Below are 25,953 nucleotides of genomic sequence, written 5' to 3'. Positions count from 1 at the left end.
CTGGGTCAAGCCCCGTGGGCGTCACCATCGTTGATCCGCTTATTGTTTCAGGCAGAGTTCCAGCCACGCCTCGCCAAGGTTTTCCTTGCGCACGGTAGACATCTTCTGCTCATAAACCCACGGCGCGATCAGCGGAATTGCCGCGCTATAGTTCTCGGGCCAGGTGGGGTTGGTGGCAGCAACCACTTTGGCCACGTCGCGTTCCTTGACCCGATCCAGCCGTGCGTTTTGAACGGCTGCGACCACCTGCGCCTGATAAGTGCAGCTCTGTTGTTTGGTATCAGCAGCGGCAACGGGTGTCGCCAACAGGGCAGCGGCAAGTGCAAGGCGGATCATCAACGGTCTCTCCCGGAATCAGTTCTGGTTCCGCGCAGGTTACCCCCGCGCGGCCACAGCTTCCATGGCCGTTTTCAGATCGTGAACCAGAGTGTGCGCCATCGAGCGAAACGCCATGATTTGGAACGTGCCCTCATCCACACGCGCCAGAGACACCGACAGGTGCATAAGTTGCGTGCGAACCGCTTGGCCTACAGCGAAATGCGCCAGCCGCACATCCACCGGCACCAGCCGTGCCAGAACATCCTCGGCCGCATCGCCAGACAAGGTGACAACCGCCCAGGCGTCGGACTGATCCGTCAGCGCCGCGTGTTTGGCCAAACCCGCATCCGCCGCCGGACCAACCAATATTGCTTGCGCGTGGCCAAACCAGATGGCTTGCGTATCGCCATCCCGTGTCAGACCATTGGCCTGCGGGTACGCGACCCCACACACCGCCTTCATCGCCTTGGACAGCTTGTCGTGCTGCCTATTGTAAGGCGCGACAGAGGTCAGGTGCCCCGGTTCAACCTCGACCACCTTTGCGGCGCCAATCGTCAGCGGCAACAGGCCCGAACAGGGCGAAAGTGCACTAAGTTTATCCACGGACCCGTTCCCCCTGCTGGTCAAAAAACACCGGATCAACCACCTCGCAGAGCGTTTCTACCCCGCGCAGCCCGTCGACCATTTTCACGATCTCGCCATGGCGCTCGCGCCCGTCGGCCATAAACCCAAGAGCCAGCATGTGGCCTAAGGTCGGCGAATGGCAGACCGAAGTCAGATAGCCCTGATCATTGGTCCGCACAGGCTCGTCACCCTGCTTGTACAGATGCGCCCCCGCCAGAACCTGACCGTTGGTGTCGACCGGTTTCAGACCCACCAGAACCTCGCGCCCCGGCTCCTCAAGCCCCGGTCGCTGGGTCATGGTCTTGCCAATGCAGTCCTTCTTGGCCGAGACCATTCGCCCCATGCCAATGTCATACGCCGTTGTCCGCCCGTGGATTTCCGAGTGGGTGATGAACCCCTTTTCAATCCGCAGAACATTCAACGCCTCCATCCCATAGACGCCGCCGCCCAACGCTTCGGCCTTTTTGGCCAGCAGGCGGAACAGGCTGTCTCCGTATCGCGCGGGCACCGCAACCTCGTAAGCGTGCTCGCCCGAGAACGAGATCCGGAACAGGCGGGCGTCCACGCCCAGAACCTTGACCGGGCCACAGGCCATAAAGGGCCAGTCTTCATCGGTCAGCGGCTGGTCCAGCAGCGCGTCCAGAACTTCGCGCGATTTCGGACCAGCAACAGCAAATTGCGCCCACTGTTCGGTGACAGAGGTGAACTGCACATCCAGATCACGGCGCAGCGCCTGATTGACGAACTCCAGATGTTTCATCACGTCGCCTGCACCTGCCGTGGTGGTGGTCATCACATAGTGGTTCTCGCCCAACCGCGCCGTGGTACCGTCGTCCATGACGAACCCGTCCTCGCGCAGCATCAGACCATAGCGCGTGCGCCCGACCTTCAACGAGCTAAACATGTTGGTGTAGACGAAATCCAGAAACTGCCCCGCGTCCTTGCCTTGAACGTCAATCTTGCCAAGTGTCGACACATCAGCCACCCCGACCGCATTGCGGACATAGCCAACCTCACGATCACAGCTTTCGCGCCAGGTGGTCTCCCCCGCTTTGGTGAAATAACTGGGGCGATACCACAGCCCGGCCTCGATCAGCGGCGCACCGCGCTCCACGTTCGCCGCGTGAGAGGTCGTGAAACGTTCCGCGGCAAAGCTTTTGCCCGTACCGCCTGCCCCCAAGGCCGCAATCGGCACTGGGGAATACGGCGGACGGAAGGTGGTTGTGCCGGTCTCAGGTATACCCCTGCCGGTCGCATCGGCCAAAATGGCCAGCGCTGCCACGTTCGAGTTCTTGCCCTGATCGGTCGCCATCCCTTGGGTGGTGTAGCGCTTCATGTGCTCGACCGAGCGGAAGTTTTCGACCGCCGCCTGTTTCACGTCCTTGACCGTGACGTCATTCTGGAAATCGAGCCAGGCGCGACCTTTGCCCGGAACGGCCCATAGTGGCGCGATCTCGTAAGCGTCATCCTCTGCCCGCGGCTGTGTCACCTTCGGTGCGGTGTGCCCCAGATCGGCAAGCGCACGGGTGACAACCTCGGCCCCTTCGCGCAAACAGGCTGCGGTCGAGAAGGTCCCGTTGCAAGCCCCTGCTGCTTCCATCCCCGGGATCGCGCCCGGTGTCGGCACAAAGCTTTCAATCTCGCGCTTCCAGGTTGGTCGCCCGTTCATGTGACAGGTCAGATGCACGGTCGGATTCCACCCGCCACTCATTGCCAGACAGTCGGCATGCAGGTTCTGTTCGCCGCTCGCGCTGCGGATGGTGATGGATTCCAGCGCCTTGCGCCCAGCGCTGTTGCTGACCTGCGCCCCGCGATAGACCGGATAGTCCTCAGACGTCGGCCCGTCATGACGGCTGTCGATGACGCCTGCCACATGCACGCCTGCATCCAACAGATCGCGCGCCGTGCGGTGTATGTCATTGGTGTTGCCAAAGACGGCAACCCGCTGACCAGGGGCCACGCCCCAACGGTTCAGATAGGTCCGCACCGCGCCCGCTGTCATGATGCCGGGGCGGTCGTTGTTGCGGAAAGCGACGGGACGCTCCAAAGCGCCCGCTGCCAGCACGGCACGCTTCGACGCAATCCGCCAGAACGTCTCGATCGGCGCACCCGCCGGGCGGCTGCCCAGATGATGGCGCACCCGCTCCAGTGCACCAAAGGTGCCGCCATCATAGGCTCCCGTCACGGCCGTACGTGTCATCAGGCGCACATTGTCCATCGACCGGAGTTCCGTCAGCACTTCGTCAGCCCAGACATGACCCGGCTTGCCGTCGAACTCTTGTGTCTCGGCCAACAGTCGACCGCCCATACGGCTGTCTTCCTCGGCCAGGATCACATCGGCACCGGCGCGCCCCGCGACCAAAGCCGCCATCAACCCGGCAGGGCCAGACCCGATCACCAGCAGATCGCAAAAGGCATAGGCCTTGTCATAGACATCCGCGTTGTCCTCACCCGACAGCGCACCCAGACCGGCGGCTCGACGAATGATCGGCTCGTACAACTTTTCCCAGAACGCGCGCGGCCACATGAATGTCTTGTAGTAGAACCCTGCACCCAGGAACGGCGCGGCCAGATCGGTGATCGCCATCGGATCGAACTGAAGCGACAGGCCGCGGTTCTGACTACGCGCCGACAGCCCCTCGTACAGTTCCTGCATCGTGGCGCGCACGTTTGGTTCCTGCCGCCCTCCCTGACCCACGGTCACAAGCGCATTGGGCTCTTCGCTGCCCGCCGTCAGGATGCCGCGCGGGCGGTGATATTTGAACGAGCGGCCCACCAGCCGCACCTCGTTGGCCAACAGTGCCGAGGCCAACGTGTCGCCCTCAAGTCCTGTGTAGTTCACCCCATCAAAGGAGAAGGTGACCGGCTTGCTGTAATCCAGCAGCCCCTTACCTGCGACCCTCATGACGTTTCCTCCGACACCAGCTGCGTTGCGGTGATCTCATGGGTCACGGTGTTGCGGGTCACTTCAATCCAGGCGCCGCAACCGCCTTCGTGATACCACAGATCGCGTGTCTCCCCAGCCGGGTTGTCGCGCAGATAGACGTAGTTGTCCCAAACCTCTTCACCTGCATCCGGTTCAGGCCTGTTCAACGACACAGCGTGCCCTTTGTAATAGAACTCGCGGCGATCCCGCTCGCCGCACAACGGACAGGTGATCCTCATGCCTCAAACCCCTGCTTCATTTTGTTACAAATACGGAAATCCGACATCTGCCTTACCCCCTAGTGCAGGTTGTGTTGAGAGCCCTTGCTCTCTTCGTCGATGATGCCCCGCCCGGTGCGGAAGCGATCCAGCTGATAGCCAGAGGCGTTCTCGTGATAGCGGTCCGTCGCGATCAGATGGGCAAAGACGTTGCCCGACCCCGGCACCGCTTTGAACCCGCCGTAGTTCCAGCCGCAGTTCAGATAGAGCCCGTCGATATGGGTTCGGTCTATGATGGGCGAGCCATCGGGCGACATGTCCATAATCCCGCCCCAACTGCGCAGCATCTTGGCCTTGCCGATCATCGGCATCAGGGCCATGCCCGCCTCCATCACATGTTCCGCCGTCGCCAGATTGCCCCGCGCCGCATAGGATGCGTAGAAATCCAGATCGCCGCCAAAGACCAGCCCCCCCTTGTCCGACTGGCTGATATAGAAATGGCCCATGCCAAAGGTGACGACATTGTCGATCACCGGCTTCAGCCCCTCGGTGACAAAGGCTTGCAGCACGTGGCTTTCGATTGGCAGGGTCATGCCCGCCATCGCTGCCACCTGGCTGGAACGGCCTGCGACGACCATCGCCACTTTCTTGGCCCGGATCGGCCCGCGAGAGGTTTGCACGCCCTTGACCGTGCCATCCTCTATATCGATGCCCGTCACTTCGCAGTTCTGCAGCAGATCGACGCCGCGCTGGTCTGCACCGCGAGCAAAACCCCAGGCCACAGCATCGTGGCGCGCAGTGCCGCCGCGCGGGTGATACAGCCCGCCGTAAATCGGGAAACGCGCGTTGTCGAAATCCAGATAAGGCAGCATTTTGCGCAGCTCGTCCCGGCCCAGCAGAACAGCATCATCGCCCTGGCTCAGCATCATGTTGCCTTGTCGCGCCCGCGCATCACGCTGCCCGTCGGAATGGAACAGGTTGATGATTCCACGCTGCGAATGCATCACGTTGTAGTTCAGGTCTTGTTCCAGCCCTTCCCACAATTTCAGCGAATGCGAGTAGAATTCGGAATTGCCCTGCAGGAAGTAATTGGCGCGAATGATCGTCGTATTCCGGCCCACGTTGCCGCCGCCGATATAGCCCTTTTCCAGAACCGCGATATTGGTCAACCCGTGTTCCTTGGCCAGGTAATAGGCTGTCGCCAACCCGTGCCCCCCGCCGCCAATGATGACGATGTCATATTCCGACTTGGGTTCGGGATCGCGCCAATGGGGTTTCCAGCCCTTGTTGCCGGTCAACCCTTCCTTGATAACGCGAAGGCCTGAAAAACGCATGATCTGCTTCCTCCTGTTGGGCCGGAATGCGCCCGTCAGAATAGATGTATCAATCCACTTTCAGATCACCATATCGCTTTTCGACAAAAACATGTCAGAGTGCGACCGGATCTGTTGCAAAGACGCCCCGCAGAGGATGCAGGAATGCCACGACTTTCCCTAAAACCGAATTCGCGCGGCTAAGCCGACGATTGGTGCGGTGTCATAATCTTGGCGACTGATTTCGGTGCCAGTCGCTGAATCCAGCGTCAGACGTCCGTCAAATTCGGCCCCGACAAAGGCGCTCACGCGGACGCCTGGGTTGGGCTCGTATGCCACAGACAGAACCACCGGAATGCTTCTGTCTTCGCCAACCCCGCCAGGCGCAAGGCCAGTGTTGTCCAGGCGAAAGCGAACTCGTTCCGATCGTGCTGCCAACGAAAAGCTCCATGCATCCGAATGCTGGTAGCTCAGGATCACTCCGGGTCCCTGTGTTGCCCCTAGACCCGTACCTGTGCTCAGGTTCCAATTGGGCGAGAAGTCCCAATCTACCAAAACCGCGGGAAAGATTTCGGTGCCGTCGGTTCCCACTTCAGAAAACGCGCCAAATGCAGGGCCAATCCGCAAGTTCGGGTTCACCTGCCAGCTGATGCCGGCAAAAACCCCGTAAGTCCGCCCATCAGACGACTGTGCCCCTTTCTCGTAATCCCAACGAACTTGCGGCGAGACAAAGACCGTGGCGGTCTCACCAACAGAAAACCGAACTGGAGCTGAAATCCTGACATCCCGGATGCGGTCCCAGGGTTGGTTGCCCGCAAAGCTGAAATCGTAAGAGAACTCGCCGTAGCTAAGAAACAGGCCCGCCGAAGCGCCGCTGTCGAACCGGTAGAGCCCGCCCCCGCGCACGAACGCACGCGATGCGCTGAATTCGCCCCCGGCGCTTAAGCCTGCGTTGCCCTGAAAAACCGCGAGCCCTTCAAACTGGGACACCCACCCCGTGCGCTGTTGCGACGCGGCTGGATCTCCGGTGAGCAAAATAGCGCCGGTGCAAACGGCAAGCAGACGTGTTAGATAGGTCACCGGCAATTCCTTTTGCATCTCATACCGAAATAATAGAGCGATGCCGCGTTCATCCCAACCCAAGCTGGCTAAAATCTAAAAACACTGCCTTTTCGGACACAGAGCGCCCAATAGGCAAAAAAGCGGCGCGCAAAACTGCACACCGCTTTGATTGTTGTTTCCATAAAATTAGAGGCCTTTGGCGCGATAGCTCGCTGCGACCTTGTTGATCGACACCAGATAGGCCGCCGTTCGCAGGTCTTCGACATCCGCACGGTCGTGCCAGATCTCGCGCATCGACTGATAGGCGATCCGCATGGTGTCATCGAGGCCCGAGCGCACCAGTTCCAATTCACCGGCACCACGCAGATACTTCTGTTTGAAGTCCGGCGACATCGACCAGGCATCGCCCAAGTAATTGTCCAGACGCTGCAGCTCGTCGATAACCAGCTGATGGCGCGCCTCTTCCTGACGGCGCTGCATCCGGCCAAAGCGGATATGGCTCAAGTTTTTGACCCATTCAAAGTATGACACTGTCACACCGCCCGCGTTGGCGTACATGTCGGGAATGATCACTGTGCCTTTCTTACGCAGTATATCATCAGCGCCGGCGGTAACGGGGCCATTCGCGGCCTCGATGATCAGCGGGGCTTTGACGTTGGCCGCGTTGCCCAGATTGATCACACCTTCCAGCGCCGCCGGAATGAGAATGTCACAGTCCTCTTCCATAAGAACCGCACCATCGGCTGTATGGGTTGCATCCGGATACCCGGTCACGCCGCCATGTTTGATGATCCAGTTCCGCACACCTTCGACGTCCAACCCATCAGCATTGAACAAACCGCCATCGCGCTCGATGATGCCGATGATTTTGGAGCCGTCTTCCTCTTGCAGGAACTTGGCCGCGTGATACCCCACATTACCAAGGCCCTGCACGATCACACGTTTGCCATCAAGCGAACCGCTAAGCCCTGCCTTGGCCACATCACGCGGATCGCGGAAGAATTCGCGCAGGGCGTATTGCACGCCGCGCCCCGTCGCCTCGACCCGGCCCGAGATACCGCCCGCATTCAGCGGCTTGCCGGTGACACAGGCACGCGCGTTGATGTCCGTGGTGTTCATCCGCGCGTATTGGTCCGCAATCCAGGCCATCTCGCGCTCGCCGGTGCCCATGTCCGGGGCCGGAACGTTCTGAGACGGGTGGATCAGATCACGCTTGGCCAACTCATAGGCGAAGCGGCGGGTGATCTGCTCCAACTCGTGCTCGTCATACTGACGCGGATCAATGCACAACCCGCCCTTGGAGCCGCCAAACGGCGCCTCGACCAGCGCGCATTTGTACGTCATCAGGGCGGCCAACGCCTCGACCTCGTCCTGGTTCACCGATGGCGCGTAACGGATACCGCCCTTGACCGGCTCCATGTGCTCGGAATGTACCGAGCGATAGCCGACAAAGGTTTGGATCTGTCCGCGCAATCGCACGCCGAACCGCACCGTGTAGGTCGCATTGCAGACCCGGATCTTCTCTTCCAGCCCCGGCGGCAGGTCCATCAGGGCAACCGCTCTGTTGAACATCAAATCTACGCTTTCACGAAAACTGGGCTCATTTGTACGGGTCATACTCACAATACTTCCTCCATGACCTTCTGCGACTCGCTCAAGGATGAGTTGTCGCAGCGACAGTATGACCGTTCGATTAATAAGTGCGACATTTTTAATCACTTGCAAAATGCCGGACTTACGGTAAATGCCGAATCACGCCCCGAATTGCGCAACGCGCCCATTGTTTCACCCAAGGAAACAAAGCCTGAGCGGCCACTCGAAATGTCTCAAACCAAGAGTTAATATCCTTTGTTTGGAACATATTGCGCCCCAATTTAGCCATCATCTCACGGCAAAAACATTCAGTGGAAGTTTGTCTTCAGAGTACTTGCGAGACGCTGAAGAGAGAGGTGAGTCATGTTTACTGACGGTGATAACAAGACCAGGCTTAACCGTGCCATGCGTCGTAATCTGTCACGTCGCGCAAAGCGTTTTGCGTCCGATGAAAGCGGCGTGATCGCCATTTTCGTATTGTTTCTGTTCGTCATCATGCTGGCCGTAGGCGGCATCGGAATCGATGTCATGCGATACGAACGGGACCGCGCAAAGCTGCAATACACAATGGACCGCGCCGTTTTGGCAGCGGCTGACCTTGACCAATCCCTCGAACCCGAAGCCGTGGTCCGCGAGTATCTGGAGAAGGCCGATCTTCTACAGTTTCTGACCAGCGTGACCGTCTCCGAGGGTTTAGGTTACCGGAACGTGAAGGCGACTGCGGAATCAGAATTTCCAACCCAGTTCATGCATATGACAGGCGTCGACACGCTGAGCGCTCCGGCGGCCAGCACCGCCGAAGAAAGTATCGGTGGCGTCGAGATTTCATTGGTTCTGGACGTGTCGGGATCCATGAATTCGAACAGCCGTCTAACAAACCTGAAGGTCGCCGCGCGCGATTTTGTCGACCAGATGGCTGACAATACCGAAGACGGGAAATTGTCGATTTCCATCGTTCCCTACGCCACCCAGGTGTCTGTGACGGACAACATGATGGACGAGTTCAACGTGACTGGCGAAAACGCCCACTCGAATTGTATCAACTTCCCATCCAACGACTTTTCATCGACGCTTCTGAACCCCACTGCAGCACGCCCGCGGACCTTGCATTTCGACACGTTCACCAGTTCAGGTTCCAGCCGCAGCGACGGCCGCCCTTATGGCGATCTGGTAATATTCCCGGTGTGCGAATCCGACAGCCGCCGCGAGATTATGCCACTGCAAAAAGACCGCGACACACTGAAGAACTTCATCACGGCGCTGACCGCGCGTGGCAACACGTCGATCGATGTGGGTATGAAATGGGGCACTGCTCTGTTGGATTACAGCATGAACGGTGTTGTCACCAACCTGATCACGGATGGCGATATTCCCAACGATTTCGCGCTGCGCCCGCACCGCTATTCGGATGGCGAAACGCTAAAAGTCATCGTGTTGATGACGGACGGCCAGAACACCAGCCAGTATTATCTGCGTGACCAGTATCGTCAGGGCAATTCGAACATCTGGTGGAATTCACAAGAAGAGAAGTATTCGGTCTACAGACCGTCTACCGACCGCTATTACTGGCCGCACGAAAACAGCTGGGAAGATCATCCCTATGGCAACGGTACAACCACGGAGTGGGAGTGCACCGGTACCCTTTACTACGGTAACTGCTACTATGGCAGTTGGGTTCAGGAAACCGTCGAAGAACCAGGGAGTGCCGAGCGTCTGGCATATCCTCAGCTGTGGGAACAGACTTCGCTGCAGTTCAATCTCAGCAAACATTATTATCCTTGGATGAACGACAGCCAAGCGCGGGATGAATGGTACTACGGCGTGCGGAGTTATGTAGGCTCCAGCACCAAGGACAATCGCACCAAAGATATCTGTGACGCCGCAAAGGCGGAGAACGTGATCGTTTACACCATCGGTTTCGAAGCCCCCAGTAACGGCCTGGCGGTCCTCAAGAACTGCGCCAGTTCGGACAGCCATTTCTATGATGTGGACGGGTTGGAGATTTCAGACGCCTTTGCGTCAATCGCCTCCTCGATCCGCAAGTTGAGGCTGACCCAATGATCAAGCGTATGGTTAAACGGTTCCGCCGCTTTTCGGACGACGAACGGGGCAATGCAACGGTCGAATTCGCGCTGCTGTTTCCCTTGCTCATGGTGGCCATGTTATCGGGGATCGAACTGGCCTTTGTCACACTCAAACACGCCATGCTGGAACGCGCCGTCGACATGACGGTGCGTGACATCCGTCTGGGCACCGGTGTCAACTTTCAACACGACGATCTGAAAACGACGATCTGTGAACGTGCCACCTTTATCAAAAGCTGTGATGCCAACATGCGGCTAGAAATGATCCAGGTGGATCCGCGCAGCCCGCTGGACATCGATGGCGATCCCGATTGCACAGACCGCACCGAAGAGGTCAAACCGGTGCGAAGCTTTGTCAGCGGAGCAAGCAACGACCTGATGATCTTGCGCGCCTGCGCCAAAATCGACCCACTGTTCCCAACCTCGGGACTGGGCAAGCAATTGGCAGACAACGCCGAAGGCCAATATGCGCTGGTCGCAACAACCGTATTTGTGCAGGAGCCGCAGTAAGCCATGTCCCGTTCAATGTTCAAAAACTTCCTGGGTCGGTTTGCCCGCGACGAAAGCGGGTCGGTTTCTGTCGAATTTGTCCTGATGTTCCCGGTGCTCTTCTGGGTCATCATGGCCTGCTACACCTACTTTGACGGCTACCGCCAGAGCGCGGCCAACCTTAAGGCAGCGTTTACCATCAGCGATCTGGTCTCACGCGAGACTGCTGGTATTAACGATACCTACATCGATTCGATGCAGCGGCTCCTGAACCTGATGACTCGCAGCCAGTCGTCCACCAAAGTGCGCATTTCTGTCATCCGCTGGGATGAAGAAGACGACCGTTATTACGTTGATTGGTCGCGTGTCCGCGGCTATCAGGACGAACTGACCAATGCGACCATCGGTGACATGGCCGACCGCCTGCCAACGATGCCGGACGAAGAGCGCGTGATCCTGATCGAGACCAGCAACACCTATGTGCCGCCCTTCAAAGTTGGGATCAACGAGATGGAAATGGACAATTTTGTCTTTACCCGTCCGCGTTTCACCAACCAAGTGGCCTGGGCGTCCTGAAACTGGCCACGATTGCGCCCTCTGCTATCTGCTGCGCGTCCGAAAGCTTCGCGGCGCAACGATTGGCACCTCGCCAAAGGCGAGGCCACGCCCAACGGGAGGACGTGCATCTTTGATGCATCGACGACTGGCGGGAGCACCCCGTTTTCTTGACAGCCACCAACACAATCCGGTCGCAGACGGCTGGCGTTTTGTCCTCAATCCCGCTGCGCGATCATGGCCGAGATCATTTCGGCCATGAATTTGCTCTGTGATCCGGGCGTCACGCCCCCGATCCCGACGCGGCGCCCCATCCGCCACCACAGACCCGGTTGCCAAACACGAGACGCTGGCTGGCTGGTCCGCAGCAGGAAACCATTCGAGGGTTTGAACGCAAAAACGCCCCGATCCATGTTTTCGATATCTTCGACCCGTGCGATCAGCTGACCATCGGTTGACCGCAGCTCGGTCTCGGTCAGTTCAACTTGCGCCGTGGTGGCGCGCCACATCTTGAGCGCCAGCCACATGGCCGCACCGCCCACGACGATCAAAAACGCCTGCCACAATAAGTCTGGTCCGCCCAGCAAAGCGACATAGAACGACATCAGCGACATAGCGGCGAGCATGCCGACCCCCATCCACCTGCGCGGGGCCGAGGCCTCGACCACTGCCAATATCTCTTCGTTCATCTGCCCCTCCGTTGGTCTACGGTCCCGGGCATAGCGCATCCAGCGCGCGGGCAACAGGGCCATTGCCCTACCCACAAACCGCAGATAGCGTCCAGATCATGAGCTATCCATCGAACCGGGACACCCCGCAAAAAGCCAATGACGCCGCCGCCGGCATCGACGTGACCGAAGATTTCGAACGGTTCACGCAGCGCAACGACGTCTTCACCCGCGCCATGTGGGACAACAGGGTGAAATCCAAGCACACGGCGAAGTTCTTTGCCTCTTACCGGATGGAGGCCACGCCCCGGCGCGGGGACGGGTTCACGCAAAAGGACTTTGCCCTGCGCAACGCCGCCTGGCTGATCTCGGACGTAATGACCAACCGTTTCGCGGATCAAGGTCGGCGTGAAGGGTTTCAGGCTCCGATCAGCAGCGACACCCCTGTCGCGCCCCTGCAGGCCGAGATCGACGATCCGGCCAAAATGAGCGACGAGGTCAAACGCATCGCCAAGTTCTTTGGTGCTGATCTGTGTGGCGTGACCGATCTGGATGACCGCTGGCTTTATACCTCGCGCGTGGATACCCGTGACCTGACCGAAGCACCGCTCGATCTGCCCGAGGGGCTGAACTCGGTGATCGTGCTGGGGCACGAGATGGACAAGGAACTGGTGGCCACCTACCCTTCGGCCCTGGCCGGCGCCGCCACTGGGCGTGAGTATAGCCATGAGGCATCGGTCGTCATGCAACTGGCCGCCTACATCCGCAATTTGGGGTATGAGGCCGTGCCGTCAATGAATGACACCGGGTTGGTCATCCCCTATGCGGTAAAGGCTGGCCTGGGTGAATATGCCCGCAACCAGATGGTGATCACGCCCGAATTTGGCCCTCGTCTGCGGTTTTCCAAGATCTTCACCAACCTGCCACTGGCCCATGACATCCCCGAACCAAAAGGGGTAAAGGCTTTCTGTAATATCTGCACCAAATGCGCCGACGCCTGCCCGGTTAAGGCCCTGCCCTACGGCCCACCATCGACCGACACGGCCAATGTCTCGGCGATCAAGGGCGTGCGAAAATGGACGTCTGACGCTGAAAAGTGCTTTTCGTTCTGGGCCAAGCTTTCATCCGATTGCGCGATATGTATGCGGGTGTGCCCGTTTAACCGCGACTATTCCAAACGGCGACACAAGTTGTGGCTAAAGCTGGCGCTGTCCCCCCTGCGCAAACTGGCTTTGCGCCTGGCAAAAGATCATGGGCAGCGGTCAAAACCAGGGGACTGGTGGGCAAATCCTTAAACACCTGCCCCAAGGTGATCCGCCAGGCGAAGCGCAAACTGCACGATGGCCAATGTCGGGTTGTTGTATCCAGCCGTGGTGTAGAGCGACGAACCAGCCATATACAGGTTCTCGGACCCAAACACTTTGCAATTGCCATCAACCACCCCGTAACGCGGCGAATGCGACATGCGCGTGCCACCCATGTGGTGATACCCCGCCAGCACATCGTCATCGGGGTATTCATCCCCCTGATATACCCAATCGCGCAGCTGCAGACGCCCCAGGTTTTCTCGGAGGATGTAGGCATTGAACTGCTGCGTCGAGGCCAGCATGGTTTCTCGATCGATCGGTGCCTTGGTCCAATGTAGTTCGGACAAGGGAACGCCGAAGCGGTCCACATCTCGATCAGACAAAGCCACCCGGTTTTCCCGATTTGGCGCCTGTTCCCACGCAGCGTGGAATTTGTACGAACAGATCAACTTTTTGCCAGCCAGATCCGCCGCCCAGGCGCCAATGCCTGGCGCCACGCACAACAAATCTTTGACCAGGCGTTTGGTGTTGCTGTCCCCTTGCTCTTCGACGACAACGCCGCATCCCAAGATACCCAACGTGCGCTGCATCTTTTCGGTCAGGGCAAAATACGTGTTTGCCTGATCCCAGGATTTGATCAACGCCTCACCAATGGTGAAATGCGGATGCTCCATCCAATATCGACCGATGGGCAAATCACGGTCGAACAAGGAGGCGCCGTGTCTCCCCTCCATCCACAAAAGTTGCCGCGAGTTGTCGATCCCACCCATGGCAAACACAACGGCATCTGATCGGATTTCCAGCTCTTGATCGGCATAGTTTCTAAGTTTGACAGAGCGGACACGCCTGTCAGCGCCCATCAAGTCTACAAAATTCGCATTCAGGAACAGATCGATGTTCTTTGAGGCTTCGATCTCGTCGTGAAATTTTTCACTAAAAACGACTGGCGGAGAATACTTGAAATCCACTTGCCGCAGCCCAAGCTGCTCGTCCACAAGATGGTCCTGGTAGTCAGAGTCGATCTCGACAATCTCGCACGCGTCGGACCGGTAAGCCAGAAGTTCATCGTAGGTGATGGGCCAGCGAAAATCGTCCCCCATGTGTCCACGATTGAAATCTGCGGCTTCAAAAGAACGGCAATACCCACCCCAATGATTGGTTGAACCGCCAAAGTACCGCAGACGCGCGATGTCCAGATCAAAATACGGGTCACCTAGGGTTGAGCCAGCATAAATCTCTTGCGACTCATCCTCATAATCCAGGCCCCCGCCTTCGCACAATGCCACACGCTTGCCCGCGCGACCCAGACGGACCGCCAAGGTTATTCCGGCCGCTCCGGCGCCTAGAATGCAAACGTCGTACTGCTTGTCCGACACAATAGAACCCTGCGCAAAATCAAACAGCATCAGACGTCTTCATCCTTGAGCAGCCATCCGTTCTGAACCCGCTGCGGGAAATAGCGCTTGAACAATGGGACCTGGCCCAATGTCAAAGCAACAAAGGCTGAAATAGAAAATGTGCGTCGATTCATTCGCCCCCCCTTAATGACCTAAATCTATAGCAGATTTTCTAAATCCAAGCATATATTCGCATTCATCCGGCTCCTGCATCGGGACAATCACTGGTAACGACGGCAATTGGGCGGTGATGCGAAATAATATTCTTGGTGTCAGGTGCAGACCTGTGCGATTTTGCACATAGCGCGTGCCGTTTCGCGGATTTGTGCAGAGGCTCCAGCTCATTATGTATAGGTGAACACCACATCGTCAGAGGTATCATAATGTCCATCAGACCGATCCTTGAATCCCGACCCGCCACCCCGACAATGGAGGGCGCGGGCGTCAAATTGCATCGGGCGTTCGGGTTTCAGGATCCGTCCGAGCTCGACCCGTTTTTGTTGTTTGATGATTTCCGCAACGAGCACCCGCGGGACTACATGCGCGGCTTTCCCTGGCATCCACACCGCGGGATCGAGACGATCACCTATGTTCTTTCCGGCACGGTCGAGCACGCAGATTCGCTCGGCAACGCCGGCCAGCTTGGCGCAGGCGACGTTCAGTGGATGACTGCCGGGTCGGGCATTTTGCACCAAGAGATGCCGGAGGGAAACGCGACCGGCCAGATGCACGGGTTTCAGCTGTGGGGCAACTTGCCTGCCAGCCAGAAGATGACTGCGCCGCGTTATCAAGACGTCGAAAGCAAAGAGATCCCCGAGGTCATCGACGATGACGGCACCCGGGTTCGGATTATCGTGGGTGAGTTTTGGGGTAAGACCGGTCCTGTGGATGGCATCGCCGCTGATCCGCAGTATCTGGATATCAGCATACCTGCCGGCGTAAGGAAAACCTTCAAGATCGACACCTATCGTCGTGCTTTTGCCTACGTGTTCCAAGGGGTCGCCGCCTTTGCTGATGCTTCCCAGCCCACTGGCATTCTGTTGGAAAAAGAGTTGGCTGGCCAAGAACTTAACATCCGCGACATGTCCGGTGATCGCACGTTGATCCGCTTTGGAACTGGGGACGAGGTCACGGTTCAGGCCGGTCCCGAAGGTGTTCGCTTTTTGTTGATTTCAGGCGCACCGATTGAGGAACCGGTGGCCTGGCACGGCCCCATCGTGATGAACACACAGGCCGAATTGCAGCAAGCGATGCGCGACCTGCACAATGGCACCTTCATCAAAGCTGCGCACTGAACTTGTGTTATGATGGCCTTCTTAGAACGGAGGCCATCATGATCGTTCGAATTTTTCGCGCCGTCATCTACGATAACAAGATCGACCACTTTCGCGCATTCATGCTCGATACTGCGTTGCCGCTGATGCGACAGCAGCCCGGTCTTGTGTCAATCACCCCTTGCCTGCCTCGCCCTGAAACACCCAACGAGTTTTGCTTGGTTATGGTTTGGGAAACCGTCGATGCACTGGCGGATTTCGCCGGAGCAGATTGGCGCCAACCCCATGTTCACCCTGATGAAGAAGGCATCGTAAAAGAGCGTTATCTGCATCACTTCGATCTGGCGGAAACGGCCTGATCAGCGCACAACCGATTTGCGGACCATGTCCCAATAGATCTCTTCGACCTCGGGCAGCGACAGGCGCCCGCCCGAGCGGTACCAGGTGTTGACCCCGGTCAGCATCGCGATAACGGCCAGTGTGGCGATCTTGGGGTCGGGCACATCAAAGACGCCGTCGGCCACGCCCTGGTGCAGGATCTCTTCGAGCATGTTTTCGTACTGCCCCCGCAACCCTTCGATGGTGGCAAAGTTATCGGGGCTCAGGTTGCGCAGCTCCATATAGGCGATGAAAACCGCGTCCGGGCGTTCCGAATGAAAGCGGATGTGGAACCGGGTGAATGCCTCTAGCCTGTCCATCACCCGCTTGGGGTTGGGCTGCGCGGCGGTAGCCTCCAGCAACTCTTCCAGATGGGACCGCATCAACCCAAGCAGCAACGTCTGTTTGTCCGGCGTGTAATTGTAGAGCGCCCCGGCCTGCACCCCCACCGCACCCGCAATCTGGCGCATGGACACCGCCGCATAACCGTGTTGTGCAAAAAGCCGCTGCGCCGCATCCCGGATGCGGGGGCCGGTGATGTCAGAATGGGAACCTTGGGTACGTGCCATGCGCCTCACGCTATCTGAACAAACGTTCAGAAAAAACCCCCGCTTGCGCCTTTTCGATCAAACAGGCATCAAAGGGCCACGATTACGGGAACCACTGATCATGAAATTGCGCCTTGCCATCTGCCTTTTGCCTGTTTTGGCTGCGTGTACGCAAGTGCCCGAGTTGAACGAAAAGGTCTCGTCGCAGTTGCAGGACGCAAAATATCCCGAACTGCTCCCGCTTGATCAAGCCTTGGGCCCGCCAATTGCCCCCGAAGCAGAGGCACGAAAGGTCACCCAACAGCTCGAGGCGCGGCGCGACAGTCTGAAACGTCGGGCTGCGGCGTTGCAAAATCCGGTTGTGGATGCCGATGATCGTGACCGTTTGGACGAAACTGTCCCCCGCCCCACATCTGACTGATTGCACCCATGCGCTGAACCCGCTAAGGCACGATCCGACCTTAGGCCGAATTTTCGGCGGGTTTCATAGCATGGAAGGACCCTCACGATGACACGAACGCTGCGGCTTGGAATTGCAGGTTTGGGAACCGTGGGCGTGGGGGTCGTCAAGATCATCCGCCGTCAGGCCGCACTGCTTGAGGCGCGCACCGGCGCGCGGATCGAGATCTCGGCCATTTCTGCTCGCGACGCGAACAAGGACCGGGGTGTCAACCTGTCAGGTTATGCTTGGGAAACTGACCCTGTGGCGTTGGCTAAACGTGATGACGTGGACGTTTTTGTCGAGCTAATGGGCGGATCAGAAGGCGCGGCAAAAAACGCGACCGAGGCCGCATTGGCCGCGGGCAAGGACGTCGTGACCGCCAACAAGGCACTACTGGCCATCCACGGTCAGGCACTGGCCGATCAGGCCGAAACTGCAGACCGTGTGATCCGGTACGAGGCCGCTGTTGCTGGCGGCATCCCGGTGATCAAATCCCTGACCGAAGGTCTGGCCGGGAACGAGATTACCCGCGTCATGGGTGTTATGAACGGCACCTGCAACTATATCCTGACCAACATGGAAGCCAAAGAACTGGGCTATAACGCGCTGTTCGATGAATGCGCCGAGCTTGGTTATCTTGAGGCTGACCCGAACCTGGACGTAGGCGGCATTGATGCGGCGCACAAGCTGGCGATCCTGTCGTCCATCGCGTTTGGAACCAAGCCCAACTTTGACGGGATCGAAATCGAAGGCATTCAGCGCATCACGCTAGAGGACATCCATCAGGCCGCCGATATGGGCTATCGCATCAAGCTGCTTGGGGTTGCCCAACGCACCGCGCGCGGTCTGGAACAGCGCATGCAGCCCTGCCTGGTGCCCGCGACCTCGCCCATCGGTCAGCTTGAAGGTGGCACCAACATGGTCGTGATCGAAGGCGACGCGGTCGAGCAGATCGTTCTGCGCGGTCCCGGTGCCGGCGAAGGCCCCACCGCCAGCGCGGTATTGGGCGACATCTGCGATCTGGCGCGCGGCCTGCGCATTCCGACCTTCGGTCAGCCTGCCGCAATGTTGGAAGAGGCGAAACCCGCCCGTACCGGCCTGCCTGCGCCCTATTACCTGCGCACGGCGCTGCTCGACAAACCCGGCGCGCTGGCAAAAGTGGCCTCGATCCTAGGTGATGCGGGTGTTTCCATCGACCGGATGCGCCAATACGGGCACACCGATGCCACCGCCCCGATCCTGATCGTCACCCACAAAACCACACGCGCCGCGCTGGACGAGGCGCTTTCGGCGCTGAACGCCACGGATGTGGTGGCTATGGAACCGGTCGCCTTGCGGATCGAAGAGCTTTGAACTCGGCCTGTCGCAGGCCACCCCCTTGCGGGAATGAACATGACCGGGGTATGCCGGTAAAAAACAGTCTGTATTGACCAAAAGGATAGTGAACATGAGCGCTTCGGCACCCCAAATCGCATTTGACGACCGCATGCTGTCGCTGGGTCTGGCCCGCGTCGCGGAACAGGCCGCGCTGGCTTCGGCCTCGCTGGTGGGACGTGGCGACGAAAAGGCCGCAGACCAGGCCGCCGTGAACGCCATGCGCGAGCAGCTCAACAAACTGGACATCGCCGGTGTCGTCGTGATCGGCGAAGGCGAACGCGACGAAGCCCCGATGTTGTTTATCGGTGAAGAAGTCGGCACCGGTAACGGCCCCGGCGTCGACATCGCGCTGGACCCGCTTGAGGGCACCACGCTGACCGCCAAGGACATGCCCAACGCGTTGACCGTGATCGCCATGGGCCCGCGCGGCTCGATGCTGCATGCGCCTGACACCTACATGGACAAGCTGGCCATCGGCCCCGGTTTCGCACCCGGCGTTGTGACCCTGGACATGAGCCCGCGCGAGCGGGTCGAAGCCCTCGCCAAGGCCAAGGGCTGCGCCCCCGCCGACATCACCGTCTGCATCCTGGAACGCCCCCGCCACGAAGCGATGATCGCCGAAGTGCGCGAAACCGGAGCCGCGATCCGACTGATCACCGATGGTGACGTGGCTGGCGTCATGCACTGCGCCGAAAGCGAGATCACCGGCATCGACATGTACATGGGTTCGGGCGGCGCGCCCGAGGGTGTGCTGGCGGCTGCGGCTCTGAAATGCATGGGTGGTCAGATCTTTGGCCGCCTGTTGTTTCGCAACGACGACGAACGTGGCCGTGCTGCCAAGGCGGGCATCACCGATTTCGACCGAGTGTATACACGCGACGAGATGGTTACAGCAGATGTGATCTTTGCCGCCACCGGCGTCACAGGCGGCTCGCTGCTGCCTGCGATCAAGCGTCAGCCGGGCTGGGTTGAGACTGCTACCTTGTTGATGCGTTCAAAAACCGGCTCGGTTCGCCGCATGAGCTATCGCACCCCGCTGTCCTCGCACGAAGAATAAGCGGCTTGCGCCGCTGCCTGGAGCGCGCGTAATTTTGAAAAGATGAAGAGGCCGGGTTCGCATTGGGTCCGGCCTTGCTCTGTCGGAGGTGGGAATGAGTTATCTGGGCGTTTCACAGTCTTTGACAGGTCGCCAATGGGTCGGACCATCCATCGAAGTCGAACGCACGGCCGAGATGATGGGACAGACCACCGACCTGCCTGCCTCGGTCTGCCAAGTTCTGGCGCGGCGCGGTGTTCCCGCGATAGAGGCCACGGGGTTCCTGTCCCCCACCCTGAAAGAGCTTTTGCCCGACCCCCGGTCGATGAAGGACATGGAGGTCGCGGCTGCGCGGTATCTGACAGCCGTGCGCAATCGCGAGAAGATCGCGGTTTTTGCAGATTATGACGTCGATGGCGGCAGTTCTGCCGCGCTGCTTCTGGTTTGGCTGCGGCAGATGGGGTTGCAGGCGACGCTTTACGTGCCGGACCGAATTGACGAAGGGTACGGCCCCAATGTTCCGGCCATGCAGGCACTTGCGCGGGATCACGACCTGATCATCTGCGTTGATTGCGGCACACTCAGTCACGAACCAATTGCGGCTGCCAAGGGCGCGGACGTGATTGTTCTGGACCACCATTTGGGTGGCGAGACGCTGCCTGATTGTGTCGCCGTGGTGAACCCAAACCGTCAGGACGAAAGCGGCGATCTGGGCTATTTCTGCGCGGCTGGCGTTGTCTTTCTGATGCTGGTCGAAGCAGGTCGACAGATGCGCGATGCCGGTGCCAATGGCCCAGACCTGATGGCGCTTCTGGATCTGGTTGCGCTCGCCACCGTCGCCGATGTAGCTCCGTTGATCGATGCGAACAGGGCACTGGTGCGTCAAGGCCTCAAAGTGATGGCGCAACGCCAACGGCCCGGTTTGGTGGCCTTGGCAGACGTGTCGCGTATGGATGCGCAACCATCGACCTATCACCTGGGGTTCCTGTTGGGCCCGCGCGTCAACGCCGGTGGGCGTATCGGCAAGGCTGATCTGGGCGCGCGGTTGCTGAGCACGGATTCGATGATCGAGGCCGAAGCCATGGCCGAACGGTTGGATGAATTGAACCGCGAGCGTCGGGACATCGAAAACGCGGTGCGCGCGGCTGCCATGGATCAGGCAGAAGAGCGCGGGTTTGAGGCACCTCTTGTCTGGGCGGCTGGCGAAGGTTGGCACCCGGGCGTGGTGGGCATCGTCAGCTCGCGCCTGAAAGAAGCCGCGAACCGTCCCGCTGTGGTCATCGGCTTTGATGGCGACGAGGGCAAAGGCTCGGGCCGGTCGGTGTCTGGCGTCGACCTGGGCGCGTCAATCCAGAAGCTGGCGGCCGAGGGGTTGCTGGTCAAAGGCGGCGGTCACAAGATGGCGGCGGGTCTGACGGTGATGCGCGACCAGCTGGAACCGGCGATGGCGCGGTTGAGCGAGTTGCTGGAAAAGCAAGGCGCGGGACAGGGTGGGCCTGCGGACCTCAAGCTCGACGGCATGCTGATGCCAGGTGCGGCGACGGTGGACCTGATCGAGCAGATCGAACAGGCAGGTCCCTTTGGTGCGGGTGCCCCTGCCCCGCGCTATGCCCTGCCCGATCTGAGCATCCGCTTTGCCAAACGCGTGGGCGAGTCGCACTTGAAACTGTCGCTGTCAGACGGCCTGTCCGGCGGCATTGACGCAATCGCCTTTGGTGCGTTTGACACCCCCCTTGGGGACCGGTTGCTGAACCACGGCGGTGCACGCTTTCACTTTGCTGGACGGCTTGAGATCAACACTTGGGGCGGTCGCCAATCGGCACAGCTGCGCCTGGACGATGCCGCACCGGCGTGAGGCCGTAGATGGTCAAAGTATTTTCACTAAACCGCACTTTTTGACTTGCGGACTTGGGCGCGGGAAACTAAATACCCGCTCACGCCAAGAGCGTCCCGTTCGTCTATCGGTTAGGACGCCAGGTTTTCAACCTGGAAAGAGGGGTTCGATTCCCCTACGGGATGCCATTTTCTCCCCCATCGGCATCTTCAAGCACGTTACCGCTGGCGGCCCGCAGCGTTCATGCGTCCCCATGCAAGCCTTTGAAAAAGATATGGAAATTTCGCCGTTCCTGTGTCGCGCAAACGCTGGGAAAAAATCTACGCATTCTGGGAAAAGGCACTTGCGCAGCAGCGCAGCCTTAATTAGATACCCCCTCACGCCAAGAGCGTCCCGTTCGTCTATCGGTTAGGACGCCAGGTTTTCAACCTGGAAAGAGGGGTTCGATTCCCCTACGGGATGCCATTTTTCCCAGAACTTCACTGTACGTCACATCGCGAATGACGATCTGGTTGTCTGTTCAAGAACGGCTCTGGCAAGAATGCATCCTTGACCTCGAATAATGCGCAGGTTCGAAAATTAGTGATTACGCCGATGATCCGTCCCGCATGAGCGTACTGACTTTCTCGGGCGGTCGAGCTGGCGCGCCGGTATGGGCAAGACGGCCATCACACCCAACGTCGCAGTTATCTTCTTGCTGCGATGATAATGATGCCCCGAACCCGGTCGACGTCACCGCAACGCGCATCCTGACCAACGCCCTACATCTGCAACCCGTTTGACTGCACCGAAGCAACGCGATAACTCATAGTCAACGTTGGAAGTTTTCAGAGGCAGTATCGACAGCAATGCAGATTACTTTTCACACCGGCGCACATGCAACGGATGATGAGCGTCTGCTGAAATGCATGTTATACAACAAAGAGCCTTTTGGAAAACGCGGCATTGCCGTGCCCGGCCCCGGAAAATATCGCAACCTGTTCGAAGAGGCCTTTGCCGCAATGGAAACGGCTGATCCGGCCGACGACGCGCGCGATGTCCTGATTGATGCCATTCTGGACGAAGAAGCGGCTGATCGAATGCTCTTGTCCAATCCTCATTTCTTTGGGTCTCGGCGGTTCTCATTGGATGGTGATACGTTGTTTCCACTGGCTGACGTGCGCTTGCGTCAACTGCGCAACCTGTTCAAATTCGATCAGCTCGAAGTCTTTATGGCGATCCGGAATCCAGCCAGTTACATTCCCGCACTTTTGTCCAAGGCATCGCCGGCGCGGCTCAAAGAGGTCGCGGAAACCACCAACCCGCTGAACCTGCGCTGGTCAGAAATGTTTCAGCGTTTGCGCTCCACAGTGCCTGACATACCGATTACCGTTTGGTGCAACGAAGACACCCCGCTTATCTGGGGACAGATCATGCGGGATTTCGCAGGGCTAGAGCATGGCACTAAGATGACCGGAGGCTTTTCGCTGCTTTCAGACATCATGAGCAACGAAGGCATGACTCGCTTTCGCGGATACCTGCATCAGCACCCCGAACTGACAGAGATGCAGAAACGCCGCGTCATTGCTGCGTTCCTTGACAAATATGCAATCGAAGATCAGGTCGAAGAGGAACTTGACCTCGAAGGATGGACCGAAGAACTGGTAGATGAACTGACCGACATCTACGATGAGGATGTCTTTGCCATCCAACGCATCCCCGGCGTCACCCTGATTGCCCCCTGATCACGACTGCTGTCTTTGTTGCGCCCTGCTCTTGCATCTCTTTCCTTTGGCTTGCCATATTTGATGGGCAACCCGGGCGAGGAAACAGGACAAACCATGGCCAACCCATTGCGGAACGTTCGGGGGCTCACGTTGGCTTGTGCCGCGTTGCTTTGCCTGCCCAATTTGTCGCTGGCAAACAGTGTCACCGTCTTTGCCGCCGCCAGTCTAAAGCCCGCCCTCGACGAAATTGCGCAAAACTATGAGACGGCAAGCGGTCAAGAAATCGATTTATCGTATGCTGGTAGTTCTGCCTTGGCCCGCCAGATTCAGCATGGGGCACCGGCGCAGGTTTTCTTGTCGGCCAATACCGCCTGGATGGACGCGCTGGAAGCGGACCGTCTGCTGGCGGATGGCACCCGCCGCGATCTTCTGACGAACCGGCTGGCCCTGATCGCGCCCGCAGACAGCCACCTGACACTTTCACCTGAGCCCGGTGCGTCCTTTATCCAGGCCCTGGGCGACGATCGGCTGGCAATCGCCCTGGTTCAGGCTGTACCGGCCGGGATTTATGGGCAGCAAGCGTTAGAATATTTGGGACAGTGGGACGAGGTTCGCAGCCAGCTGGCTCAGACCGACAATGTGACCGCAGCCCTGCGGTTGGTCACATTGGGCGAAGCGCCTTTGGGCATCGTTTATGAAACAGATGCGGCGACCGGTGATCAGGTCAAGCTTTTGGGGCTTTTCCCTCAGGAATCTCACAGTCAAATTGTCTATCCCGTCGCCCTGGTGCGCGACGGCGAAACCCCGGAAGCACGCGCCTTTTGGGACCATCTGCAATCACCCCAAGCGGGCGACCTTTTTCGTGCGCACGGTTTTGGTCTTGTCGGGGACGCGCAATGATGGATTGGTTCGGCCCGGAAGAATGGCAAGCCGTAGCGCTGTCTCTAAAAGTGTCGTTCTGGGCCGTTTTGTTGAGCCTGCCATTTGGCACGCTCACCGCCTATGCTCTGGCCCGCTGGCAGTTTCGCGGGCATCAGGTTCTCAACGGTCTGGTCCATTTGCCACTGATCCTGCCACCTGTCGTCACCGGGTATCTTTTGTTGCTGACTTTTGGACGGCGCGGTCCGGTTGGGGCCTGGCTGGAAGAAACATTTGGCCTGATATTGGCCTTCCGCTGGACAGGGGCAGTTCTGGCCGCTGCGATCATGGCTTTTCCGCTGATGGTTCGGGCCATTCGTCTGGCGATCGAAGCGGTGGACCCAAAGCTTGAACAGGCGGCTTCTACCTTGGGTGCCTCGCGCCTGTCGGTATTCACAACGGTTACACTCCCCTTGATCCTGCCGGGGGTGATCACCGGTGTGGTGCTGGCTTTTGCCAAAGCGATGGGTGAATTTGGCGCGACCATCACATTTGTCTCGAACATTCCTGGCCAAACCCAAACTCTGCCATCAGCAATCTACACGTTCCTGCAGGTGCCTGGGGGCGAAGGCCCCGCATTACGATTGGTGATCGTGTCGGTGATTGTTGCGATGGGGGCGCTGATTGCATCCGAATTGCTTGCGCGGCGCGCCAGAAAACGGGTGTCGGGCTCATGAACTTGTCCGTGACAATGCAACATCAATTGGCCGACTTCTCTTTGGACGTCAGCTTTGAGGCCCCCCGTGGCATCACGGCCTTGTTTGGGGCCTCGGGCACCGGAAAAACCTGTGTGGTCAACGCCGTATCCGGCCTTTTGCGCCCTGATCAGGGGCGTATTATCCTGGATGGCGAACCGATCTTTGACACGGCAATGAAGATCAATATCCCGCCGCACAAGCGCCGCCTGGGATATGTGTTTCAGGATGGTCGGCTTTTTCCGCATCTGTCGGTGCGCCAGAACTTGATGTACGGCGCGCGCTATGCCCCACCCGATGCCCGTGGCCCCTCGTTTGACGAGGTTGTTGACCTGCTTGGCATCGCCCCCCTGCTTGATCGCAGACCCGGACCGCTTTCAGGAGGTGAAAAGCAACGGGTCGCCATTGGCCGCGCCCTGCTGTCGCGCCCGCGGATGTTGTTGATGGACGAACCACTGGCGGCGTTGGACAGCGCCCGCAAAGAGGAAATTCTGCCATTTCTGGAAAATCTGCGCGAGCATACTGACATCCCAACGCTTTATGTTAGCCATTCGGTGGCCGAGGTGGCGCGTCTGGCGACATCGGTGGTGATGCTGGACGGTGGCCGTGTCACTCAGGCGGGCCCGGCCGAACAGGTGCTGTCCGATCCGGCAACAGTGCGTCAATTGGGTCTGCGTGAGGCCGGTTCGATCCTGCCCGCAACGGTGCGGACCCACCACCCCGATGGGCTAACAGAGCTCAGCGTATCAGGCGGGCGGCTGTTCCTGCCAAAGATCGACCAACCAATAGGCAGTGCAACGCGCGTGCGTATCCTGGCGCACGACATCATCGTCGCGCGCAATTACCCCAAGGATATTTCGGCGCTCAACATTCTGCCCGGAGAAATCACATCCCTGCGTCAGGGCAGCGGCCCTGGCATGATCATACAAATCAAATGCGGCGTTGATTTCTTGCTTGCTCGCATCACACGGCGCTCGGCCGAGGCGATGTCATTGAAACCCGGAGCGCAGGTGCACGCAGTCATCAAGGCCGTCGCCGTGGCGCGCGTGGACGTCGCCACACGCTGATCATCACCAAATTTGGCGCACTAGGTGTTTGATCCCAAAACCGTTGCGAAATGGCGCTAACGTCGAACCGTTGACCGCCGCAACCCCGACCACAAAGCACCAAGGTCACATCGGCCTTTGCAAC

25 protein-coding genes and 2 tRNA genes are annotated in these 25,953 nt (G+C 58.8%); 16 read left to right on the top strand and 11 right to left on the bottom strand.

The window, feature by feature from the left end; genetic code table 11:
- Nucleotides 1-39: 39 nt before the first annotated feature.
- From G6R15_RS16265 to G6R15_RS16235, 7 genes are all read right to left on the bottom strand, one after another.
- On the bottom strand, nucleotides 40-336 hold the full coding sequence (locus G6R15_RS16265) for a hypothetical protein (RefSeq protein WP_164661034.1): 297 nt from the start codon (nucleotides 334-336) through the stop codon (nucleotides 40-42).
- A 39-nt stretch (nucleotides 337-375) separates the two neighbouring features.
- Entirely contained in the window at nucleotides 376-921 is a 546-nt protein-coding gene (locus G6R15_RS16260) for a sarcosine oxidase subunit gamma (protein ID WP_164661033.1), read from the bottom strand.
- A complete protein-coding gene (locus G6R15_RS16255) occupies nucleotides 914-3,847 on the bottom strand; it encodes a sarcosine oxidase subunit alpha family protein (RefSeq protein ID WP_164661032.1) in 2,934 nt (977 codons plus the stop codon). Before G6R15_RS16255 ends, G6R15_RS16260 begins: the two co-directional genes overlap by 8 nt.
- Nucleotides 3,844-4,107, bottom strand: coding sequence for a sarcosine oxidase subunit delta (locus G6R15_RS16250; protein WP_164661031.1), 264 nt, complete (start codon nucleotides 4,105-4,107; stop codon nucleotides 3,844-3,846). Before G6R15_RS16250 ends, G6R15_RS16255 begins: the two co-directional genes overlap by 4 nt.
- Nucleotides 4,108-4,166: 59 nt before the next feature.
- Nucleotides 4,167-5,420, bottom strand: a complete 1,254-nt coding sequence (locus G6R15_RS16245) for a sarcosine oxidase subunit beta family protein (protein ID WP_164661030.1) — start codon at nucleotides 5,418-5,420, stop codon at nucleotides 4,167-4,169.
- Nucleotides 5,421-5,579: 159 nt separating this feature from the next.
- On the bottom strand, nucleotides 5,580-6,479 hold the full coding sequence (locus tag G6R15_RS16240; protein ID WP_240336789.1) for a hypothetical protein: 900 nt from the start codon (nucleotides 6,477-6,479) through the stop codon (nucleotides 5,580-5,582).
- Between the two features lie 168 nt (nucleotides 6,480-6,647).
- A complete protein-coding gene (locus G6R15_RS16235; protein ID WP_164661029.1) occupies nucleotides 6,648-8,078 on the bottom strand; it encodes a Glu/Leu/Phe/Val dehydrogenase in 1,431 nt (476 codons plus the stop codon).
- A gap of 339 nt (nucleotides 8,079-8,417) precedes the next feature.
- Between G6R15_RS16235 and G6R15_RS16230 the strand changes: the two genes are divergently transcribed.
- Genes G6R15_RS16230 through G6R15_RS16220 form a run of 3 tightly spaced genes read left to right on the top strand, consistent with a single transcriptional unit; the run spans nucleotide 8,418 to nucleotide 11,203 of the window.
- Nucleotides 8,418-10,115, top strand: a complete 1,698-nt coding sequence (locus tag G6R15_RS16230; RefSeq protein WP_164661028.1) for a pilus assembly protein — start codon at nucleotides 8,418-8,420, stop codon at nucleotides 10,113-10,115.
- Nucleotides 10,112-10,648, top strand: coding sequence for a TadE/TadG family type IV pilus assembly protein (locus tag G6R15_RS16225; protein ID WP_164661027.1), 537 nt, complete (start codon nucleotides 10,112-10,114; stop codon nucleotides 10,646-10,648). Before G6R15_RS16230 ends, G6R15_RS16225 begins: the two co-directional genes overlap by 4 nt.
- Before the next feature lie 3 nt (nucleotides 10,649-10,651).
- Nucleotides 10,652-11,203: a TadE/TadG family type IV pilus assembly protein gene (locus tag G6R15_RS16220; RefSeq protein ID WP_240336788.1), complete on the top strand. Its 552-nt coding sequence runs from the start codon at nucleotides 10,652-10,654 to the stop codon at nucleotides 11,201-11,203.
- Between the two features lie 197 nt (nucleotides 11,204-11,400).
- Here G6R15_RS16220 and G6R15_RS16215 read toward each other — a convergent pair whose 3' ends face one another.
- Nucleotides 11,401-11,871, bottom strand: coding sequence for a hypothetical protein (locus tag G6R15_RS16215; protein ID WP_164661025.1), 471 nt, complete (start codon nucleotides 11,869-11,871; stop codon nucleotides 11,401-11,403).
- Between the two features lie 98 nt (nucleotides 11,872-11,969).
- On the opposite strand from G6R15_RS16215, the gene G6R15_RS16210 reads away from it, so the two are divergent.
- A complete protein-coding gene (locus G6R15_RS16210; RefSeq protein WP_164661024.1) occupies nucleotides 11,970-13,145 on the top strand; it encodes a 4Fe-4S double cluster binding domain-containing protein in 1,176 nt (391 codons plus the stop codon).
- Here the strand turns inward: G6R15_RS16210 and G6R15_RS16205 are convergent.
- Nucleotides 13,142-14,563, bottom strand: coding sequence for a GMC oxidoreductase (locus tag G6R15_RS16205; RefSeq protein ID WP_164661023.1), 1,422 nt, complete (start codon nucleotides 14,561-14,563; stop codon nucleotides 13,142-13,144). The genes G6R15_RS16210 and G6R15_RS16205 overlap by 4 nt on opposite strands.
- Complete coding sequence (locus G6R15_RS23025) at nucleotides 14,563-14,688, bottom strand: hypothetical protein (RefSeq protein WP_255456178.1); 126 nt, start codon at nucleotides 14,686-14,688, stop codon at nucleotides 14,563-14,565. The genes G6R15_RS16205 and G6R15_RS23025 overlap by 1 nt, the downstream gene beginning before the upstream one ends.
- Before the next feature lie 249 nt (nucleotides 14,689-14,937).
- Between G6R15_RS23025 and G6R15_RS16200 the strand changes: the two genes are divergently transcribed.
- A complete protein-coding gene (locus tag G6R15_RS16200; RefSeq protein ID WP_164661022.1) occupies nucleotides 14,938-15,849 on the top strand; it encodes a pirin family protein in 912 nt (303 codons plus the stop codon).
- A 38-nt stretch (nucleotides 15,850-15,887) separates the two neighbouring features.
- Entirely contained in the window at nucleotides 15,888-16,187 is a 300-nt protein-coding gene (locus tag G6R15_RS16195) for an antibiotic biosynthesis monooxygenase (RefSeq protein WP_164661021.1), read from the top strand.
- Here G6R15_RS16195 and G6R15_RS16190 read toward each other — a convergent pair whose 3' ends face one another.
- Nucleotides 16,188-16,775: a TetR/AcrR family transcriptional regulator gene (locus G6R15_RS16190; protein ID WP_164661020.1), complete on the bottom strand. Its 588-nt coding sequence runs from the start codon at nucleotides 16,773-16,775 to the stop codon at nucleotides 16,188-16,190.
- Between the two features lie 100 nt (nucleotides 16,776-16,875).
- Between G6R15_RS16190 and G6R15_RS16185 the strand changes: the two genes are divergently transcribed.
- From G6R15_RS16185 to modC, 10 genes are all read left to right on the top strand, one after another.
- Nucleotides 16,876-17,175, top strand: coding sequence for a hypothetical protein (locus tag G6R15_RS16185; RefSeq protein ID WP_164661019.1), 300 nt, complete (start codon nucleotides 16,876-16,878; stop codon nucleotides 17,173-17,175).
- A gap of 87 nt (nucleotides 17,176-17,262) precedes the next feature.
- Nucleotides 17,263-18,549 carry a homoserine dehydrogenase gene (locus G6R15_RS16180; RefSeq protein WP_164661018.1) on the top strand — a complete coding sequence of 429 codons (1,287 nt, stop codon included), beginning with the start codon at nucleotides 17,263-17,265 and terminating at the stop codon, nucleotides 18,547-18,549.
- Nucleotides 18,550-18,643: 94 nt separating this feature from the next.
- Complete coding sequence (gene glpX / locus G6R15_RS16175; RefSeq protein ID WP_164661017.1) at nucleotides 18,644-19,630, top strand: class II fructose-bisphosphatase; 987 nt, start codon at nucleotides 18,644-18,646, stop codon at nucleotides 19,628-19,630.
- 94 nt (nucleotides 19,631-19,724) lie between these two features.
- Nucleotides 19,725-21,464: a single-stranded-DNA-specific exonuclease RecJ gene (recJ, locus tag G6R15_RS16170; protein ID WP_164661016.1), complete on the top strand. Its 1,740-nt coding sequence runs from the start codon at nucleotides 19,725-19,727 to the stop codon at nucleotides 21,462-21,464.
- Between the two features lie 92 nt (nucleotides 21,465-21,556).
- Nucleotides 21,557-21,631, top strand: a tRNA-Glu gene (locus G6R15_RS16165).
- Nucleotides 21,632-21,833: 202 nt separating this feature from the next.
- Nucleotides 21,834-21,908: transfer RNA gene (locus G6R15_RS16160), tRNA-Glu, on the top strand.
- A gap of 383 nt (nucleotides 21,909-22,291) precedes the next feature.
- Entirely contained in the window at nucleotides 22,292-23,167 is an 876-nt protein-coding gene (locus tag G6R15_RS16155; protein WP_164661015.1) for a hypothetical protein, read from the top strand.
- Nucleotides 23,168-23,263: 96 nt separating this feature from the next.
- Entirely contained in the window at nucleotides 23,264-24,049 is a 786-nt protein-coding gene (modA, locus tag G6R15_RS16150; protein WP_164661014.1) for a molybdate ABC transporter substrate-binding protein, read from the top strand.
- Entirely contained in the window at nucleotides 24,049-24,744 is a 696-nt protein-coding gene (gene modB / locus G6R15_RS16145; RefSeq protein ID WP_164661288.1) for a molybdate ABC transporter permease subunit, read from the top strand. The genes modA and modB overlap by 1 nt, the downstream gene beginning before the upstream one ends.
- On the top strand, nucleotides 24,741-25,829 hold the full coding sequence (gene modC / locus G6R15_RS16140) for a molybdenum ABC transporter ATP-binding protein (protein WP_164661013.1): 1,089 nt from the start codon (nucleotides 24,741-24,743) through the stop codon (nucleotides 25,827-25,829). The genes modB and modC overlap by 4 nt, the downstream gene beginning before the upstream one ends.
- Nucleotides 25,830-25,953 lie beyond the last annotated feature (124 nt).

Origin of the sequence: Tropicibacter sp. Alg240-R139 (genome assembly GCF_900537075.1) — a bacterium.
GTDB lineage: Bacteria > Pseudomonadota > Alphaproteobacteria > Rhodobacterales > Rhodobacteraceae > Falsiruegeria.
The sequence above is the reverse complement of the archived record's forward strand: the minus strand, read 5'-3'. Positions and strand labels throughout refer to the sequence as shown.